The sequence below is a fragment of the Streptomyces sp. NBC_00457 genome (assembly GCF_036014015.1).
Taxonomy (GTDB): Bacteria; Actinomycetota; Actinomycetes; order Streptomycetales; family Streptomycetaceae; genus Streptomyces.
Genome location: NZ_CP107905.1, coordinates 1,106,976 through 1,124,719, shown reverse-complemented (window position 1 = coordinate 1,124,719; position 17,744 = coordinate 1,106,976). Strand labels below are relative to the sequence as shown.

At 69.9% G+C, this 17,744-nt stretch carries 17 protein-coding genes; 10 read left to right on the top strand and 7 right to left on the bottom strand.

All coding sequences use genetic code 11. The features are described 5' to 3' along the window. Positions 1–89 precede the first annotated feature (89 nt). The gene (locus OG828_RS05285; RefSeq protein WP_210569622.1) at positions 90–560 is read right to left on the bottom strand and encodes a universal stress protein; all 471 of its coding nucleotides are present in this window, start codon (positions 558–560) and stop codon (positions 90–92) included. Positions 561–741: 181 nt separating this feature from the next. Here OG828_RS05285 and OG828_RS05280 point away from each other — a divergent pair, with 181 nt between their 5' ends. Further along, positions 742–1,581, top strand: coding sequence for a polysaccharide deacetylase family protein (locus OG828_RS05280; protein WP_328500261.1), 840 nt, complete (start codon positions 742–744; stop codon positions 1,579–1,581). 28 nt (positions 1,582–1,609) lie between these two features. Here OG828_RS05280 and OG828_RS05275 read toward each other — a convergent pair whose 3' ends face one another. After that, complete coding sequence (locus OG828_RS05275) at positions 1,610–2,272, bottom strand: class F sortase (RefSeq protein WP_328350699.1); 663 nt, start codon at positions 2,270–2,272, stop codon at positions 1,610–1,612. A 333-nt stretch (positions 2,273–2,605) separates the two neighbouring features. Here OG828_RS05275 and OG828_RS49460 point away from each other — a divergent pair, with 333 nt between their 5' ends. Beyond that, positions 2,606–3,331, top strand: a complete 726-nt coding sequence (locus OG828_RS49460; RefSeq protein WP_443062370.1) for a hypothetical protein — start codon at positions 2,606–2,608, stop codon at positions 3,329–3,331. 79 nt (positions 3,332–3,410) lie between these two features. Here the strand turns inward: OG828_RS49460 and OG828_RS05265 are convergent, their stop codons facing one another. The 3 genes from OG828_RS05265 to OG828_RS05255 all read right to left on the bottom strand — a co-directional run bounded on the left by OG828_RS05265 (position 3,411) and on the right by OG828_RS05255 (position 5,518). Then, complete coding sequence (locus OG828_RS05265) at positions 3,411–3,917, bottom strand: hypothetical protein (RefSeq protein WP_328350696.1); 507 nt, start codon at positions 3,915–3,917, stop codon at positions 3,411–3,413. A 220-nt stretch (positions 3,918–4,137) separates the two neighbouring features. Next, positions 4,138–4,872, bottom strand: coding sequence for a bestrophin-like domain (locus OG828_RS05260; protein ID WP_328371601.1), 735 nt, complete (start codon positions 4,870–4,872; stop codon positions 4,138–4,140). Between the two features lie 46 nt (positions 4,873–4,918). Then, entirely contained in the window at positions 4,919–5,518 is a 600-nt protein-coding gene (locus OG828_RS05255; protein WP_328350693.1) for a hypothetical protein, read from the bottom strand. A gap of 296 nt (positions 5,519–5,814) precedes the next feature. Between OG828_RS05255 and OG828_RS05250 the strand changes: the two genes are divergently transcribed. The 3 genes from OG828_RS05250 (at position 5,815) to OG828_RS05240 (ending at position 10,008) form a co-directional block, all read left to right on the top strand. Then, the gene (locus tag OG828_RS05250; RefSeq protein ID WP_328371598.1) at positions 5,815–6,804 is read left to right on the top strand and encodes an SCO0930 family lipoprotein; all 990 of its coding nucleotides are present in this window, start codon (positions 5,815–5,817) and stop codon (positions 6,802–6,804) included. Between the two features lie 250 nt (positions 6,805–7,054). Then, complete coding sequence (locus OG828_RS05245; RefSeq protein ID WP_328500260.1) at positions 7,055–7,867, top strand: SAM-dependent methyltransferase; 813 nt, start codon at positions 7,055–7,057, stop codon at positions 7,865–7,867. Then, a complete protein-coding gene (locus tag OG828_RS05240; protein WP_328350687.1) occupies positions 7,864–10,008 on the top strand; it encodes a putative bifunctional diguanylate cyclase/phosphodiesterase in 2,145 nt (714 codons plus the stop codon). Before OG828_RS05245 ends, OG828_RS05240 begins: the two co-directional genes overlap by 4 nt. A gap of 4 nt (positions 10,009–10,012) precedes the next feature. On the opposite strand, the gene OG828_RS05235 is transcribed toward OG828_RS05240, so the two are convergent. Further along, positions 10,013–10,906, bottom strand: a complete 894-nt coding sequence (locus OG828_RS05235) for a LysR family transcriptional regulator (protein WP_328500259.1) — start codon at positions 10,904–10,906, stop codon at positions 10,013–10,015. 124 nt (positions 10,907–11,030) lie between these two features. Between OG828_RS05235 and OG828_RS05230 the strand changes: the two genes are divergently transcribed. Continuing rightward, entirely contained in the window at positions 11,031–11,921 is an 891-nt protein-coding gene (locus OG828_RS05230) for an NAD(P)H-binding protein (RefSeq protein ID WP_328500258.1), read from the top strand. A 34-nt stretch (positions 11,922–11,955) separates the two neighbouring features. Beyond that, entirely contained in the window at positions 11,956–13,077 is a 1,122-nt protein-coding gene (locus tag OG828_RS05225; RefSeq protein WP_328499797.1) for an IS630 family transposase, read from the top strand. A gap of 80 nt (positions 13,078–13,157) precedes the next feature. On the opposite strand, the gene OG828_RS05220 is transcribed toward OG828_RS05225, so the two are convergent. Continuing rightward, positions 13,158–14,042, bottom strand: a complete 885-nt coding sequence (locus tag OG828_RS05220) for a LysR family transcriptional regulator (RefSeq protein WP_328500257.1) — start codon at positions 14,040–14,042, stop codon at positions 13,158–13,160. 120 nt (positions 14,043–14,162) lie between these two features. Here OG828_RS05220 and OG828_RS05215 point away from each other — a divergent pair, with 120 nt between their 5' ends. The 3 genes from OG828_RS05215 to OG828_RS05205 are packed head-to-tail and all read left to right on the top strand — an operon-like array spanning position 14,163 to position 17,526. After that, a complete protein-coding gene (locus tag OG828_RS05215; RefSeq protein ID WP_328504804.1) occupies positions 14,163–14,834 on the top strand; it encodes a succinate dehydrogenase in 672 nt (223 codons plus the stop codon). Further along, positions 14,831–16,780, top strand: a complete 1,950-nt coding sequence (locus tag OG828_RS05210) for a fumarate reductase/succinate dehydrogenase flavoprotein subunit (protein ID WP_328442279.1) — start codon at positions 14,831–14,833, stop codon at positions 16,778–16,780. Before OG828_RS05215 ends, OG828_RS05210 begins: the two co-directional genes overlap by 4 nt. Further along, positions 16,777–17,526 carry a succinate dehydrogenase/fumarate reductase iron-sulfur subunit gene (locus OG828_RS05205; RefSeq protein WP_328436716.1) on the top strand — a complete coding sequence of 250 codons (750 nt, stop codon included), beginning with the start codon at positions 16,777–16,779 and terminating at the stop codon, positions 17,524–17,526. The genes OG828_RS05210 and OG828_RS05205 overlap by 4 nt, the downstream gene beginning before the upstream one ends. Positions 17,527–17,744: the final 218 nt, after the last annotated feature.

Here is a 17,744-nt window from a genome sequence, read left to right as displayed (position 1 = left end):
GCGGGCAACTGCGCGACAAGCCACGACGGCGCGGCAGACAAGAGACGGCATAAAGCGGCACTTCTTATCCCGGCACCCCCAGCGGAGCGTTACGGCACCACCGTCACCGGCCACCGCCCCGCCTTCACCAACCGAATCGCAACGGACCCGATGATCCGGTGCCCCGCCTGCTCCGACGCACCCACCACCACGGCGTCGGCCTTGAGCTCGTCGGCCGCCTTGACGAGGCCGTTGTAGGGGTCGCCGCGGAACGTGTGGAACTCCCAGCGGACGTCGAATATCCCCTTCACACGCTCCGTCGCGTCCCTGATCTCCGCGACGATGTTCTCGGCGATCGCGTCCGTCGTCTCCGCGACCGGCGCCCCGAGCGCCGCGCCGGCGCCCATCACGGGCTGCACGTACACGATCGCGAGGAGTGCGCGCTGCCGCCGGGCCAGTCCACCGGCGTAGGCCGCGGCCCGCAATGAGGAGTCGGAGCCGTCCACGCCGACGACGATGACCTTCGGCCCGTCCGTGCCCCGTTCGAACCCTTGCGAGGGCGAGTGCTGCTGATCCGTCACGCCTGTGAGGCTATCGGAACCCCCAGGTCCCGCAGCCGTTGCCGGGCTTCTCATCGATTCGCCCACTCGGGAGACACCCGCCGTTTCCCTGACGAACCGTCATACGCCGCCCGGGTGGAATCATGCCGCCGCTGAGGTGCCGCCGTGGTGCGTCGGGGCCCCGAGGGGCGACTGATGAGTCATGAAGAAGGATCAGTTGCTCACCCGGCGCCGGGCGTTGGCCTTCGGCGCCGCCACGGTCGGGGCGGCCGGCACCGCCGGACTGCTCACGGTGCGCGCGGGCGACCAGCCGGTCCGGCCGCCCGTCGCCGGGGCCGCGGGCCCGCAGGCGCGCCGCGCCCTCAAGCCCTCCGCCTACCGGCTGCAGCCCCTCACCGGTCACGGACCGCCACGGGCCGCGGCACGGCGGCTCCTCGTGCGGCGCGAACCCTTTCTACGAATCTCCGGCCGCGGCCGGACCATGGTGCTGACCTTCGACGACGGCCCGGACCCCCGCTACACCCCGGACATCCTGGACACGCTGCAGGCCTACGACGTCCGCGCGATGTTCTTCGTCTGCGGCGAAATGGCCGCCGAGAACCCGGACCTGGTGGAGCGCATGGCCGACGAAGGCCATGTCGTCGGCAACCACACCTGGTCCCACCCGCTGCTCACCCGCCTCACCCGGAAGCAGATCCGCTCCGAGATGAAACGTACCTGCGAGGTCATCGAGGACGCGTCCGGCGAGTGGCCCCGCTGGTTCCGCGCCCCCTACGGCGCCTGGAACCGCGCGGCCTTCCAACTCGGCGCCGAACTGGGTATGGAGCCGCTGGCGTGGACGGTCGACACCCTCGACTGGACCGAGCCCGGCGCCCGCACCATCGTCGACCGGGTCGAGAACGGCGCCGCCCCCGGCGTCGTGGTGCTCGCGCACGACGCCGGGGGCGACCGCTCGGAGAGCGTCCGCGCCCTGCGCGACTATCTGCCCCAACTGCTGGACGACGGCTACCACATCACCGTCCCGCGCCGGCGGCACGTCTGACGGGCCGAGCCCGCCCGGCCGGCAACGCTCAGCGCACCTCGACCAGACGGGCGAAGACGACGACGTTCCCGTCGTAGCCGTTCTGCTTGGAGAAACCGCCGCCGCAGGTGATGACCCGCAATTCGGGGCTGCCCTTGGAGGCGTAGACACGGTCGCCGGGGAAGTTGTTCTTCTCGAAGACCTCGATGCCGTAGATCTCGAACACGGCCGTCTTCGCGTCCTTGCGGGCGACCTCGACGCGATATCCCTTCTTGAGGGCGCCCAGTCCGTAGAACACGGCCGGGCCCTGAGTGTTGTCGACATGGCCGACGATCACGGCGGTGCCCTTTTCACCGGGGGTGACGGCGCCGGTGAACCAACCGGCGAGATTCGGGTCCTCCGGCGGCGGCGCGTCGACCCAGCCGGCCGCGTCCAGGCCGACCGGCATCATGGGCGCGTCGACCTGGATCGCCGGGATCCTGACCCGCTCCGGCGCGGCGTACGGCAGCGCGCTGGGCGCCCGCAGGAAGGCGCCCTGCGGTGTCCGGGCCTCCGCGGCGGCTGCCGAGGCGGGCTGCGGGGGCCCCTCGTCGAACTCTCCCGAACCATTCCGAATGAGCGCGAGGCCGGTCAGCAGAACAAGCGCTATCACGCCCCAAGGAGCGCGCTTCTTCCGCTGCTCCTCCTCTTCGGCCACCTCGTACCCAGACATTCGACTTCCCCTCTCGACGCGGCCGTCACCACGTCAATGGCGCATAGGAGAACGCTAAGTCCCGCGGGCACCGCCAGCGACGGGGCGGAAGCGAACGGGTGGCCCGAACGCCACCGTGGTGCGCCATCCGAGTCGCCGCGAACAGGAATTTTCTGACGGTGCGTGACCTGCGGCAATATCCGATTGTGTGGTTTTCCTTCGGCGTGTCTTCTCACCAGGACGGACCATTCCCGAAATGCGGGCGCGAGCAGGGCATCTGAGGGTCTTTCTTGGAGGCGCTTTCTCGCCGATCGACCGGGGACGGGTCCCGGGGCGTCTTCCGCGGAGGATCACATGCGTACTACTCGTTCCCTGGCGGTCTCGGCCGCCGCGGTCGCCGTCCTCGGGCTCGCCGCTCCCGCGGCCGTCGCCTGGGACGGCATGAACGACCCCGACGGCAGCGGCGGCTACGGCGGTGGGTTCGGTGGCAACGGCGACCACCACGGTGGCTTCGGCGGAAATGGCGGCTTCGGCGGCGACGGCTTCGGTCGCGACGGCTTTGGTGGCGACGGCTTCGGTGGCAACGGTGGTGGGTTCGGTGGCAACGGCGGCGATCACGGTGGCGGCTTCGGCGGAAATGGCGGCCACGGTGGGCACCACGGCGGCAACGGCCGGTTCTTCCCGAGGAATATCGCCGTGATGCCCAGGGTCATCGCCCGAGGCGGTCAGGTGACCATCACGGTCGACGGCTGCCCCAACGGCGGCACCGCGACCTCCCGTGCCTTCCCACGGGCCAGGCTGTTCCCGTCCAGAGGCGGCAACGACACAGCCAGAGGCATCGCGACCGTCCACACCAACGCCCGACCCGGCCCGTACGACGTCACCGTCCACTGCTCCGGCTCCACCCTGACCCGGCCGAACGCCTTCGCTGTCATCGGCGGTGTCCGCGGCGGCATCGGCGGCAGCAGCTCCACCGGGGCGACCCCGACCGACATGGTCATCGGCGGCGGTCTCGTGGCCGCGGCCGTCGTCGGCGGCGGAGTGTTCTGGATGCGGCGCCGGTCCGAGAAGCGGATCTGACCGCCGCCGATCCCGGGAGCCGATTCGCCCCGGACCCTTCGTAGGGTCCGGGGCGAAGGTCTGGGGTGGGAGGGGTGGGTCAGGCGCCGTCCTCGTCCGTGCGGCGCCGTGAGAAGTGGTACGCCGCTCCGATCGAGCCGGTGATGAGCGCGAGGCCGAGCCCGATCTCCTGGAGGTCGAAACCGCCGGCGCTGCCACCCTCACCGGCGTGCACGCCCCGTGGCGGGACCCGGTGGTGGCCCGGGCGGCCCTCGGCGATGGTGAGGTCCACCTCCTGCCAGAAGGTGCCGCAGCTGAACTTCACCGAGTACACGGCGCCCTCGCGCGCGTCCCGGTCGACCACCGCCGTGGCCGAGCCCTGGCCCCTGCGGATCGTCACCGTGTCGAAGACCCCCGAGGAGACGTACACATCCTGGTCGCAGCCGGTGACGCGCAGGGACACCTGCCCGCCGGGCTCGGTGGTCGTCGGCAGCACACTGGCCCGGAAGCCGGTGTGCTCGTCACCGCGTGCGTGAGCGGCGGGAGAGGCCAGTGCCAGGGCGGTGACGCCCAGCAGTGCGGCCGAGGCGACGCGTATCGCGCGCATGGTGGATCCTCCGGTCCCCGAGGAGCAGCTGCGGACTTTTTCCGCTTGCGCCAGAAATGCACCTCGATGACCGGAACGCTAGAAAGGTGCGTGCGGGGGCGCGATCGCAGTAGCGCGAACGGGTCAACCGTGTGGGCCGTACAGGGGACGGTGCCGCCTCGATCGGGGGACCGCCGCGGTGTGGCGGCCGTCCCCCGAGGATGTCCCGGCGCGGGGCCCGTCAGCCGCCGATGTGGGGGAAGAGGTCCAGGAACGGATCGGCCGAGGCGGTGACACCCCGGCTGTAGGGCGCGTCGAAGTCCCAGATGAGGAAGAGCAGGAAGGCGATCAGCGCCGAGAACAGCCCGGCGAGGATCAGCTCCCGTGCCGTACGCCGGATCTGCAGGACGAAGATCATCCCGATCGTGACCACCCCTCCGGTGATCAGCCCGAACCACACCACTCCCGGCATCGTCTCCCCGGTCGCGCCGGCGCGGGCGCTGCGTGCCTGGTCCGCCGCGGTGACCTGGTCGACGAGCGGCTGGTAGGCCTGGGCCTCGAAGTCGGTCCTCGGCTGGTAGTCGGTGACGTCCTCGCGGATGCGGTCGAGGAGCTCGGTGCCGCGCTCGGTGATCTTGCCGTCGTCGGACATCGCCTTCCACTCGGTGTTCACGACGTGTCCGACATAGGTGTTGACATCGTCACGAATACGGTCGCGGACGTCGGTGGGATAGACCCGGACCCGTTCCGAGATCTCGTGCAGGGCGACCGCCTCGGCCTGGACGTGGTCCTGGGCGGCGCTGCGGCCCTCCCAGACACCGGCGATGGCCAGGCCCAGGACGATGGCGTACACCACTCCGATCCACATCGTCATGTACTCGATGACGTCGGGAGTGTCGTCGGGATCCTCGTCGTCCGCCGCCGTCCGATGGCGGACGACGGTGATGATGACCACCACGACGCAGACAGCCAGCATCGCGAGGATGAGAACAAGCCATTCCGGCAAGAGGTGCCTCCAGAAATCAGCGGGGACGCAGCGCGGCGATCGCGGCCACCGCGGGCACGGTGATGAGCAGGACGAAGGTGAGCGGCGACGTGGCACTGCGTGTCGTCCGCTTGCGCGGTGCGGGGTGGTACGCCGGATAGCTCACCGGGGTCACGGACACACGCGGGGTCGGCTTGGCCGGCGGTGTCGGTGTGGGGCTGGGTGGGGGTGTGGGCGCCGGCCGTGGGGCCGCGGGCTGCGGAGCCGGTGGGGCCGGTGCGGGCGGCGGCTCGGGGGGCGGCGTGGGCCGTGGCTTCGGCGGCGGTTTCGGCGTGGGCGTCGGGTCCGGGGTGGGGGTGGGCTTCGGCGGTTCAGGAGTTGGCGTCGGCGTCGGGGTGGGAGTCGGTGTCGGCGTGGGCGCCGGGCACGCGGGGTGGGTGGGCCAGGTCGCGGGAGTGGGCCAGGTGGCGCTTCCGACGACCGCCACCGCCTCCGTGCCGCCGGGGCCGGTCGACGCGTACGCGCAGACATCGGCGACCGCCGTGCCCGCCGGGGCGCCGACGACCATCCATGCCAGCGTGACGAGGGACAACACCCGTATGGCGATGGTGCCGTGGGTCGGTTCGGGTCCATGCACGACGAAGATCATGGGCCTTGGCGCACCGGCGTACGCTCGAGCGCCGGGGGATTGCCCCGAAGGAGGGACAGCAGGGTGTCGCCGGTTTGATCCGCACGCGTTCGCCTGTCCGGAGATACGCACGCTCATACGAGAGTCACTGCGGCAGGGGCGCAGGTCGCGGGCGCGGTGTGGCACAGGTTTCGGAAAGAAATCCGCGGGGCGTTTGAACACAACGGCGGTCACTGCTCGTACTTAGGACCGTGCGCGGCGCAGCAAGGCGCTGCAACATCGTTGCGATGATCGGGGAGTTGAAGATGAAGACCTCCTGGCGGAGCGCCTCACTCGTGGCGAGCGCTGCGGCTGTTCTGGCGCTGACGACGGCGTGCGGTCAGGAAAGCAGCCCGTCGCCGAGCCAGAACGTGGGTGCCACGGCCGCGGCCGGTGACTACGGACAGGCAGGCGCCGGGGCCGGAGCCGGCACCGGCGCCCAGAACGAACAGAGCAACGCCAACCAGGCTTCTCTCGCCGGCCAGTTGGCCGTCTCCGCCAACGCGGAAGTCGGCAACATGGTGACCGACAGTGCGGGCATGACCCTGTACCGGTTCGACCAGGACACCGCCGAGCCGCCGAAGACGAACTGTGACGGCGACTGCGCCACGACCTGGCCGCCGGTACCGGCGGACGACGCCACGGCCGGCGCCGGCATCGACAAGGCGCTGCTCGGCGAGGTCACCCGTGCCGACGGCACCAAGCAGCTGACCGTCGGCGGCTGGCCGGCGTACCGCTACGCGAAGGACACCACCCCCGGCGACGTCAAGGGCCAGGGTGTGGGCGGCAAGTGGTACGCGCTGGCGCCCGACGGCAAGAAGGCCCAGCAGGGCGGCGGCGCTGATGAGGGCGAGGGCGGTGGGGTCGAGCAGGCCGGCCTGCCTGGGCTGTCCACCCGCAACGACCCCGAGCTCGGCGAGATCGTCGTCGACAAGAACGGCCACACGGTCTACCGATTCCTGAAGGACTCGCCCTGGCCGATGAAGACGGCGTGCCTCGACGACTGTCTGGAGAAGTGGCCGGTCATCGAGCCGGTCGACGCCAAGGACACCAAGGGCATCGACCTGAAGGGGTCCGGTCCCAGGGGTCAGGGTTACGTGGTCTTCGACCGGCCCGACGGACTGAAGCAGCAGACCATCGACTGTGTCCCGATCTACACCTTCGCCGGTGACAAGAAGCCCGGGGACACCAACGGCCAGGGTGTGGCCGGTGCTTGGTACGCCGTCGCACCCGACGGAAAGGCAGTGAAGGGCTGACCGCAGCCTTCCGCCAGAAACCCCGGTTCGCCCCCTCCGCGCCGCACGGAGGGGGCGGCCGGTTTTGCCGTTGGGAACTCTCCGGAACGCCTCGGCCACTTTTAGTAGAGGCGAAACAGGGCATCAATTCGGCACGTGCCGCAGGCAGTGACCGGGAACGGATGGTCAATTTCCGTTTCCGCTCGCTCCTTTGGCGGGCGATCAGTAGCCTCAGCTCGAACACCGGATCGCCTACGCCTTGGAGAGATTGATGGAGCGTCCCGCCTGGGCCCCCCGGAGCATCGACATCTCGGTGCCGAGCGTGTCCCGGATCTACGACTTCTACCTGGGCGGTTCGCACAACTTCGAGGTCGACCGGGAGGCGGCCCGCAAGGCCATGGAGTTCATGCCGGGACTCCCCAAGATCATGCAGGCGAACCGGGCGTTCATGCGCCGCGCGGTGCGCTTCGCCGTCGACGAGGGCATCACCCAGTTCCTGGACATCGGCTCCGGCATCCCGACCTTCGGCAACGTCCACGAGGTGGCCCGGGCGGCGAGCCCCGGCGCGCATGTCGTCTACGTCGACCACGACCCGGTGGCCGTGGCGCACAGCCAGGCGGTCCTCGAGGGCAGCACCGACACCGATGTGGTCGCGGCCGACCTGCGCAAGCCCCAGGAGATCCTCGCCGCCCCTCAAGTGCGGCAACTGATCGATCTGAACCGCCCTGTGGCGCTGCTTCTCGTTGCCATACTGCACTTCGTGGAAGACGCGGACGACCCGTACTCAGCGGTGGCCGAACTGCGCGACGCGCTCGCGCCCGGCAGCCTGCTGATCCTCACCCATGCCTCGTACGAGGGAATCCCTCTTCCGGCGGAGCGGGCCGAGGGCACGGTGGGCGTATACAAGGACATTCGCAACCCGCTGATCATGCGCTCGCGCGACAAGATCGCGCAGTTCTTCGAGGGGTACGACATGGTGGAACCCGGACTGGTGGCCATGCCGCGCTGGCGGCCGGACACCGCGCCGGAGGACGAGGATCCGTATGCCTTCTCCGGTTTCGCCGGCGTGGGGCGCAAGGCGTGAGCGCGGAGCCGGACGGGCCGGAGGACAGACTGCGCCGGTTCGCGACGATCTGGAGCCGGGCAGTGTTCCCGGTGACCTCGACGTCGCTGACCCGGCCCGAGCTGGAGGAGCAACTGCTGCCGCTCGCCCGGCGGTTGAGCGAGGCGCTGCGGGCCAGGACCTTCCAGGCGGACGAGGCGCGGGCGGTGGGCGCGGCGCTGGTCGCCGTGCACTGCACCGACCCGGAGGCGCTCAGCCGCACCCTGGACTGCGTCGACGCCTACCTGGTGCTGTACTGCGGCGGGGACGGCACGCAGGACCAACTGCGCGCCCGGTCCTCGCGGTTGCAGCACTCCATGGCCGCCGGGTTCGCCACGGCGCTGCGTGAGCGGACCCTCGCCGAGCAGGAGGCGATCTCCTCGGCCGCGCTGAAGGCGCAGGGCGTGGTGGCGCAGGCCCTGCACGCGACCGAGGCCCGCTTCCGCGCGGTCTTCGAGGGCGCCGCCATAGGGATCGGCATCGCCGACCTGGAGGGCAACATACTGCAGGTCAACGGGGCGTTGGTGCGCATGTTCGGCGGCGCCGAGCAGACGGTGCGCACCCGCAACGTGATGGAGTGGACCCACCCCGAGGACGCGCCCCAGATCTGGCGGCTGTACGAGGAACTCGTGCGCGGCGAGCGCGAGCACTACCACGTGGAGAAGCCGTTCTACCGCCCCGACGGAACGGTCCTGTGGACCAATCTGACGGTCTCGCTGCTCCGCGACCCGGACGGCAACCCCGAGTACCAGCTCGCCCTGATGGAGGACACCACCGAGCGGCGGCTGCTCAACCTCCGGCTGCGCTACGAGGCGACGCACGACGCGCTCACCGGACTGCCCAACCGCACCCTGTTCTTCGAGCGCCTGGAGAAGGCCCTCACCGCGGGCGAGGGCCAGCGCTTCGGCCTGTGCTATCTCGACCTCGACGGCTTCAAGACCATCAACGACAGCCTCGGCCACGCGGCCGGCGACCGGCTGCTCGTCGAGGTCGCCGACCGGCTGCAGTCCTGTGCCACCGCGCCCGGCGAGATGGTCGCCCGGCTCGGCGGGGACGAGTTCGTGGCGCTGACCACCGGCACCGACACCGAGGCCGAGGTCGACGAACTGGCCGCGCGCATCATGAACGCGCTGGTCGCCCCGGTCAGCGTCGACGGCCGGGAGCTGACCGTGCGCGGCAGCATCGGCATCGTCGAGGGTCCGGCGGGGGAGCGGAGCGCGGCCGAGGTGCTGCGCAGCGCCGACATCACCATGTACCGCGCCAAGTCGGCGGGCGGCAACCGCTTCGAACTGGCCGACGCCGAGGCCGACGCCCGCGCCATCACCCGGCACGGGCTGACCACCTCGCTGCCGACGGCCCTGGACCGCGGCGAGTTCTTCATCGAGTACCAGCCGCTGGTCCACCTCGGCGACGGCAGCGTCCGCGGCGCCGAGGCCCTGGTGCGCTGGCTGCATCCGCAGCACGGCGTCCTCAGCCCGGACCGGTTCATTCCGCTCGCCGAGCACACGGGACTGATCGTTCCGCTGGGCCGCTGGGTGCTGGAGCAGTCGGTGCGCCAGGCCCGCGAATGGCGGGAGCGGTACGGCGCCACCGGGGCCGGTGGCCCGCTGCGCATCAACGTCAACCTCTCGCCCTGCCAGCTCACGCACCCCGGACTGGTCCAGGACACCGTCGACATCCTGGAGCGCGCGGGCGTCGCACCCGACGCGCTGTGCCTGGAGGTGACCGAGTCGGCGCTGATCGGCGCCGACGACGACCTGCTCAAGCCGCTGCGCCGGCTGGCCGAGATGGGCGTCGACATCGCCCTGGACGACTTCGGCACCGGTTATTCGAACCTCGCCAATCTGCGCCGGCTTCCGGTGAGCATCCTCAAGCTGGACCGGTCCTTCACCCAGAGCATGCAGCGCTTCCCGGCGGACTCCGTCGACCTCAAGATCGTCGAAGGGATCGTTTCTCTCGCCCACAGCCTGAACCTCGCGGTGACGGTGGAAGGCGTGGAGACGGGCGCCCAGGCCGAGCAACTCCGGATATTGGGCTGCGACACGGCCCAGGGCTGGTACTACGCCCGCCCGGGCCCACCGGAGCGGCTGCACGAGCTGGCGTTGGTGGACGCGACGGGGTGAGCCGTCAAGGCCGTACGGCCTCGGAGAGCTGTGGCTCAGGCCGTACGGTCTCGGCGGGCTGTGGCTCGGGTCGTACGGCCTCGGCCACCGTCGTGGCGGCGCGGACCAGCGCCGCCGTGGCCGTCGACCGGGACTGCTGCGGCCAGGCGATGACGAGGACCGCGGGCGGCGCGTCCAGCACCGGCCGGTAGACGACGCCCGGGCGCGGATAGCGTGCGGCGACGGAGGCCGGCAGGAGCGGGACGGCCTCGCCCAGTCCGACGAGCGTGAGCAGTTGGGCGAGGTCGCGGCCCCTGCTGCGGATCGCGCGGAGATACGGGCCCACGCTGCCGGGGTCCAGGTCGAGGTCGGCGAGGGTCAGTTGCTCGCGGGCGGCAAGCGGATGCCCGGCGGCGAGCGCCGCGACTCGCGGCTCGGTGGCCAGCGTCTCGGTGTCCAGGCCGGCGCCGTCGAACGGCTCGAAGATCAGCGCCGCGTCGGCTTCGCCCTGGCGCAGGAGTTCCGGCTGTTCGAGCCAGCCGCTCAGCTGGACCGAGACCGGGACGGCCGCCTCCTCCGAGGCGTAGCGCGCCAGGATCGGTTCCAGCAGCCCCGCGTCCCCGTCCGCCTTGACGGTCAGGATCAGTTTCGGCTCCGGGGCGGCCGCGCGCTGTGCCCGCCGTCCGGCGGCCTCCAGGGCGTCCAGGGCGACCCGTGCCTCGTCGAGGAGCACCATGCCGGCCGGAGTGAGGGCCACACGGTGGGTGGTCCGCTCGAAGAGGGTCACGCCGAGGTCGGACTCCAACTGACGGATCGCGCGGGACAGCGGCGGCGGGGAGATGCCCAACCGCTCGGCGGCGCGGGCGAAGTTGAGTTCCTCGGCGACGGCGACGAAGTAGCGCAGCGGGCGGGATTCCATGGTCTCTCCCTGGCCTCGGTATTGCCCTGAGGGTAACAAGCGGGAGCGGATCGATCCTTCAGTTCGGGGGCGCCGGGCAGCAGGCTCGACGACATCCACTGAAGCATCCCTCTTGGAGCACTTCATGATCGTCGTCACCACCCCGACCGGCCAGATCGGCCGACTGGTCCTCGACCGTCTCCTCGACTCCCCGGACGCCACTCCCGGCATCCGGGTGGTCGCCCGTGACCCCGACCGTCTCCCCGCGCGCGTGCGAGAGCACGTCGAGGTCGTCCGGGGATCGCACGCCGACCCCGCCGTGCTGAAGGAGGCGTGCGCGGGCGCCGACCGCGTGTTCTGGCTGGTACCCCCGATGCCGTCGACCGACAGCGTCGAGGACCACTTCCATACCTTCACCGGAGCCCTCTGCGAGGCCATCGCGGGCCAGGGCGTCGAACGGGTCGTCGCCGTCTCCACACTCGGCCGCGGCATCGCCGAGAACGCGGGGAACATATCGGCGTCGCTCGCGATGGACGACACCATCGCGGCGACGGGCGTGCACTACCGGGCGCTGTGCGCGCCGTTCCTGATGGAGAACTTCCTCCGCCACGCCGAGTCGCTCGCGACCGGGGGCGCACTGCCCATGGCACTCGCCCCGGACCGCGTCCTGCGCACCTGCGCCGTCAGCGACATCGCCACCACAGCGGCCCGCCTCCTGCTCGACACCTCCTGGACCGGCCGAGCCGACGTCCCGCTCGTCGGCCCCGACGACCTGACACTCGAGGGCATGGCCCAGGTCATGGCCGACGTACTGAACCGCCCCGTACACATGAAGCCGATCACCAGCACGGAGCAGAAGCAGCTGCTGCTGAACCGCGGCATGACCGAGTCCTGGGCCCAGGCATACGCCGACATGGTCGACGCCCAGAACAACCAGGGCCTGTACGGCGCCGTAGCCCCGAGCACACCCAAGGAGGCGCCCACGTCATTCCGCCAGTGGTGCGAGGAGGTACTCAAGCCGGCTGTATTGGCCTAGTGTCCTGCGCCAGTAGTTGATCGTTAGTTGGTGTGTGACTTCTACTGCTGGTGCGTCAGTTCCTCGTCGGGGCCCGAAGCTGCAGCCGTTGCTGCTGTCTGATGACGAGCGGGCGGTGTTGGAGCGGTGGACGCGTCGGGCAACATCGGCCCAGGCCCTGGCCCTGCGAGCGCGGATCGTGCTGGCGTGCGCGGGGCCGGAAGTACCGCCGATTGTCGCGGTCGCCCGCGAGTTGCGGGTGGCCGCGGACACGGTCCGCAAGTGGCGGCGGCGCTTCCTCACCCAGCGGCTGGACGGACTGGTCGACGAGCCCCGACCGGGCCGGCCGCCCACCATCAGCGTCGATCAGGTGGAAGCCGTCGTGGTCACCACGCTGGAACAACTGCCCAAGAACGCCACCCACTGGTCGCGGAAATCGATGGCGCAACACAGCGGCCTGTCGAAGTCCACGGTCGGCCGGATCTGGCGGCAGTTCCAGCTCAAGCCGCATCTGGCGGACACCTTCAAGTTGTCGACCGACCCGTTGTTCGTGGAGAAGGTCTACGACGTCGTGGGCCTGTACTTCAACCCGCCCGAGGGGGCGGTGGTGCTCTCGGTGGACGAGAAGTCGCAGATCCAGGCCCTGGACCGGTCCCAGCCGGTGCTGCCGATAATGCCGGGCATGCCCGAGCGGCGCACCCATGACTACGTGCGCAACGGGCTGACCACCCTCTTCGCTGCCTTCGACGTCGCCACCGGTGAAGTCATCACCGCCCTGCACCGTCGGCACCGGGCTGCGGAGTTCAAGAAGTTCCTGATCCGGATCGACAAGGAGGTGCCCGCACAGCTGCAGGTCCACCTGATCGTGGACAACTACGGCACCCACAAGACTCCAGCGATCAAGGCCTGGCTGGCGAGACACCCGCGCTTCGAGCTGCACTTCACCCCGACCGGCTCCTCCTGGATCAACCAGGTCGAGCGGTGGTTCGGCTACCTCGCGCACCAGATGATCCGCCGCGGCGCACACAAGAACATCCAAGCCCTCGAGGCCGACATCCGCGCCTGGGTCAAGGACTGGAACGAAGACCCTAAACCGTTCATCTGGACCAAGACCGCCGAAGAGATCCTCGACTCCCTCGCCCGCCTCTGCCGACGGATCTCTGGCGCAGGACACTAGCTCAGGAGCGCCCCGATAGGGGCGCGGGGAACTGCGCGACTAGCCACAACGGGCCCGCAGACGAATGACGACCACCGCTGTCAACGTTCCAACAGCATCCGCTGCAACTCCCGAGCCGCCCGCGGCGGAGCCACATCACTGCGATGCGCCAGCGCGATCGTCCGATGCAGCCCGGGCCGGGCCAGCGGCGTTACCCGCAACCCGCGCCCGGCCCGCGTCGCCACCATGCGCGGCACGACGGCCATCCCCAACCCGGCCCGCACGAAGCCCAGGACCGCGTCCATCTCCCCGCCCTCCACCGCGAAATCCGGCTCGAACCCAGCGGAGCGACACGCAGCCACCGTCAGTTCGCGCAGGTCGTAGCCGTGCCGGAACATCACAAGCCGTTCGCCCTCCAGGTCGGCGATGCGTACGGTACGCCGGCCGTGGCCGGGCTTGGGGGAGTCCGGTGAGGAGACGACAACCAGGTCCTCGCGCAGCAGCTCCACCGAGGTGAGCGCCGGGGAGGGCGTCGGCAACGGCAGGACGATCAGCGCGAGGTCGAGGGCGCCGCGCGCGAGTTCCCGTACGAGATCGTGCGAGCCGCCTTCCTCGATCATCAGCCGGATGCCGGGATAGCGGTCGTGGAAGGCGCGCAGCACATCCGGCAGCAGACCGGTGCACAGGCTCGGGGTCGCGCCCAGCCGGACCCGTCCGCTGCGCAGCTGCACCAGCTCCTGCACCTCGTGCCGGGCCGTGTCCGCGTCGGCCAGGATCCGGCGGGCCAGCGGCAGCAGCGCCTCGCCCGCGTCGGTGAGCGTGATGTTGCCGCGCGCCCGCAGGAACAGATCCGCCCCCAACTCCCGCTCCAGCGCCTTGATCTGCTGCGACAAGGACGGCTGCGCTACGTGGACCAGATCGGCGGCCCGGGTGAAGTGCCGGGTCTCGGCGACCGCCACGAAGTACTGGAGCTGCTGGAACTGCATACAGCCACGATAGCCGTCACCTATGGAATCGAGCCGGACCATGTCTTGGACCGATCGGCTCCCCGGGCCCTAGCGTCTTGAACCATGGCTCTGGTAACGCGGACGGACCGACGGCCGTCCATGGCACGCACGGTGTGGGACAGCTCCGTCGGCAAGAAGACCGTGATGGCGGTCAGCGGTCTGATCATGCTGCTGTACCTGGTCGTCCACATGATCGGAAACCTGAAGATCTTCTTCGGGCCCGGCGAGTTCAACCACTACGCGCACTGGCTGCGCACCATCGGCGAGCCGTTCATGCACTACGAGTGGACGCTCTGGCTCATCCGTGTCGTCCTCGTCGTCGCGGTCGTCGCCCATGCCGCCTCCGCCTACCAGCTCAGCCGCCGCGACATCAAGGCACGCCCCACCAAGTACGTGCACAAGAAGCCGCGGGCTTCCTACGCCACGCGCACCATGCGCTGGGGCGGGATCATCCTCGGCCTGTTCATCGTCTGGCACATCCTCGACCTGACGACCGGCACCGTGCACTCCGGCGGCTTCCAGGAGGGCCACCCGTACCAGAACGTCGTGGACACCTTCTCCACCTGGTACGGCAACGTCATCTACCTCGTCGCGATGCTCGCCCTCGGCCTGCACATCCGGCACGGCTTCTGGAGCGCCGCCCAGACCCTCGGCGCCGGCAGCCGCACCCGCGACCGCGCCATGAAGACCACTGCCAACGCCCTCGCGCTGCTCCTCACGGTCGGCTTCATCGCCGTACCCGTGGGTGTCATGACTGGAGTCGTGAGCTGATGACCTACACCGACTACGAGACCGGCGAACCGGTCGTCGACACCAAGGCCCCCTCCGGGCCGGTCAACGAGCGCTGGGACAAGCGCCGTTTCGAGGCCAAGCTGGTCAACCCCGCCAACCGGCGCAAGCACACCGTCATCGTCGTCGGCACCGGCCTCGCGGGCGGCTCCGCGGGCGCCACGCTGGCCGAACAGGGCTACCACGTCGTCCAGTTCTGCTACCAGGACTCCCCGCGCCGCGCCCACTCGATCGCCGCGCAGGGCGGCATCAACGCGGCGAAGAACTACCGCAACGACGGCGACTCCATCCACCGGCTGTTCTACGACACCGTCAAGGGCGGCGACTTCAGGGCGCGCGAGTCCAATGTGCACCGGCTGGCGCAGATCTCCGTGGAGATCATCGACCAGTGCGTGGCGCAGGGCGTGCCGTTCGCGCGGGAGTACGGCGGTCTGCTCGACACCCGCTCCTTCGGCGGCGTCCAGGTGTCCCGTACGTTCTACGCCCGCGGCCAGACGGGCCAGCAGCTGCTGCTCGGCGCCTACCAGGCCCTGTCCCGGCAGATCGCCGCGGGCAACGTCGAGATGCACCCGCGCACCGAGATGCTCGACCTGATCGTCATCGACGGACGGGCGCGCGGGATCGTGGCCCGCGACCTGATCACAGGTCGCATCGACACGTACTTCGCGGACGCCGTCGTACTCGCGAGTGGTGGCTACGGAAACGTCTTCTACCTGTCGACCAACGCCATGAACTCCAACGCCACCGCGATCTGGCGGGCGCACCGGCGCGGCGCGTACTTCGCCAACCCCTGCTTCACCCAGATCCATCCGACCTGCATCCCGCGCACCGGCGACCACCAGTCCAAGCTCACGCTGATGAGCGAGTCGCTGCGCAACGACGGCCGGATCTGGGTGCCGAAGGCCCACGGCGACACCCGGCCCGCGAGCCGGATCCCCGAGGACGAGCGCGACTACTACCTGGAGCGCATCTACCCGTCCTTCGGCAATCTGGTCCCGCGCGACATCGCCTCCCGCGCCGCGAAGAACGTCTGTGACGAGGGCAGGGGAGTGGGCCCCGGCGGACAGGGCGTCTATCTCGACTTCGCGGACGCCATCAAGCGGATGGGCCGAAAGGCCGTCGAGGCGAAGTACGGCAATCTCTTCGACATGTACCAGCGGATCACCGACGAGGATCCGTACGAGGTGCCGATGCGGATCTACCCCGCCGTGCACTACACGATGGGCGGACTGTGGGTCGACTACGACCTGCAGACCACGATCCCCGGTCTGTTCGCGATCGGCGAGGCCAACTTCTCCGACCACGGGGCCAACCGGCTCGGCGCTTCCGCGCTGATGCAGGGCCTGGCCGACGGCTACTTCGTGCTCCCGGCGACGATCAACGACTACCTCGCGCGCAACCCGCACCAGGAGTCCGTCACCGCCGAACACCCCGTCGTACAGGAGGTGTTGGCCGAGACGGAGGACCGCCTCAACCTTCTCCTGTCCGTCGACGGCGACCGCACTCCCGACTCCTTCCACCGCGAGGTCGGTGAACTCATGTGGGAGTTCTGCGGCATGGCCCGCACCGACTCCGGACTGCGCAAGGCGCTGGAGCGGATCCCGCAGATCCGCGAGGAGTTCTGGCGGCGGATCAAGGTGCCCGGGACCGGCGAGGAGTTCAACCAGTCGCTGGAGAAGGCCAACCGGATCGTCGACTACCTGGAGCTCGCCGAGCTGATGTGCCTCGACGCGCTGCACCGGTCCGAGTCCTGCGGCGGCCACTTCCGCGAGGAGTCCCAGACTCCCGACGGCGAAGCCGCCCGCAGGGACGACGAGTTCACCTACGCGGCTGCCTGGGAGTTCACGGGCACGGGCGAGGCCCCGGCCCTGCACAAGGAAGACCTGGTCTTCGAGTACGTCCACCCCACCCAGCGGAGCTACGCATGAAGCTCACCCTGCGCGTCTGGCGGCAGCCGAACGCCGACGCCGACGGCGCCATGTCCACGTACGAGGTCGATGGCATCTCTTCGGACATGTCCTTTTTGGAGATGCTCGACATGCTCAACGAGGAACTCATCCTCAAGGGCGAGGACCCCGTCGCCTTCGACCACGACTGCCGTGAAGGCATCTGCGGCGCCTGCTCGCTCGTGATCAACGGCGACGCCCACGGACCCGAGCGCACCACCACCTGCCAGCTGCACATGCGGTCCTTCAAGGACGGCGACACGATCGACATCGAGCCGTGGCGGGCCTCCGCCTTCCCGGTGATCAAGGACCTGGTGGTGGACCGGACCGCGTTCGACCGGATCATCCAGGCCGGCGGCTACATCACCGCCCCGACCGGTGCCGCGCCGGAGGCCCACGCCACGCCCGTGCCGAAGCCGGACGCCGACTTCGCCTTCGAGCACGCCGAGTGCATCGGCTGCGGCGCCTGTGTGGCCGCCTGCCCGAACGGCGCGGCGATGCTCTTCACCTCCGCCAAGGTCAACCACCTGAACGTCCTACCGCAGGGCGCGCCGGAGCGCGAAGCCCGGGTGCTCGACATGGTGGCGCAGATGGACGAGGAGGGCTTCGGTGGCTGCACGCTCACCGGAGAGTGTGCCACCGCGTGTCCGAAGGGCATCCCGCTGGTGTCCATCACGAGCATGAACAAGGAATGGCTGCGCGCGACCCGGAAGGTGGCCGGGCGCTAGACGCCGCAGCTCAAGAAACGTTCGCCGACAGGGTGCGGACGGGCGGGACCGGGGTGGTGCTCAGACCCGGTCCCGCCAGGCACCCCTGGCATTCAACAAGCCCACACCCGCTCTCCCTTCGCGGGTCACGCGCACGACGCCCGGCATAGGAAGAACTGTTGCGGCCGGACGAAGTGAACCGGCCAGCCAGCCGCTCTGCCGTCCCCGGCCCGTGTTCA

Bases quoted from the DNA above. Each gene is read 5' to 3' on its own strand.
- OG828_RS05215 (WP_328504804.1), top strand. From the start codon at position 14,163: ATGGCACGCACGGTGTGGGACAGCTCCGTCGGCAAGAAGACCGTGATG.
- OG828_RS05250 (WP_328371598.1), top strand. From the start codon at position 5,815: ATGAAGACCTCCTGGCGGAGCGCCTCACTCGTGGCGAGCGCTGCGGCT.
- OG828_RS05220 (WP_328500257.1), bottom strand. From the start codon at position 14,042: ATGCAGTTCCAGCAGCTCCAGTACTTCGTGGCGGTCGCCGAGACCCGG.
- OG828_RS05205 (WP_328436716.1), top strand. From the start codon at position 16,777: ATGAAGCTCACCCTGCGCGTCTGGCGGCAGCCGAACGCCGACGCCGAC.
- OG828_RS05260 (WP_328371601.1), bottom strand. From the start codon at position 4,872: ATGCTGGCTGTCTGCGTCGTGGTGGTCATCATCACCGTCGTCCGCCAT.
- OG828_RS05230 (WP_328500258.1), top strand. From the start codon at position 11,031: ATGATCGTCGTCACCACCCCGACCGGCCAGATCGGCCGACTGGTCCTC.
- OG828_RS05265 (WP_328350696.1), bottom strand. From the start codon at position 3,917: ATGCGCGCGATACGCGTCGCCTCGGCCGCACTGCTGGGCGTCACCGCC.
- OG828_RS05275 (WP_328350699.1), bottom strand. From the start codon at position 2,272: ATGTCTGGGTACGAGGTGGCCGAAGAGGAGGAGCAGCGGAAGAAGCGC.
- OG828_RS05280 (WP_328500261.1), top strand. From the start codon at position 742: ATGAAGAAGGATCAGTTGCTCACCCGGCGCCGGGCGTTGGCCTTCGGC.
- OG828_RS05245 (WP_328500260.1), top strand. From the start codon at position 7,055: ATGGAGCGTCCCGCCTGGGCCCCCCGGAGCATCGACATCTCGGTGCCG.
- OG828_RS05235 (WP_328500259.1), bottom strand. From the start codon at position 10,906: ATGGAATCCCGCCCGCTGCGCTACTTCGTCGCCGTCGCCGAGGAACTC.
- OG828_RS49460 (WP_443062370.1), top strand. From the start codon at position 2,606: ATGCGTACTACTCGTTCCCTGGCGGTCTCGGCCGCCGCGGTCGCCGTC.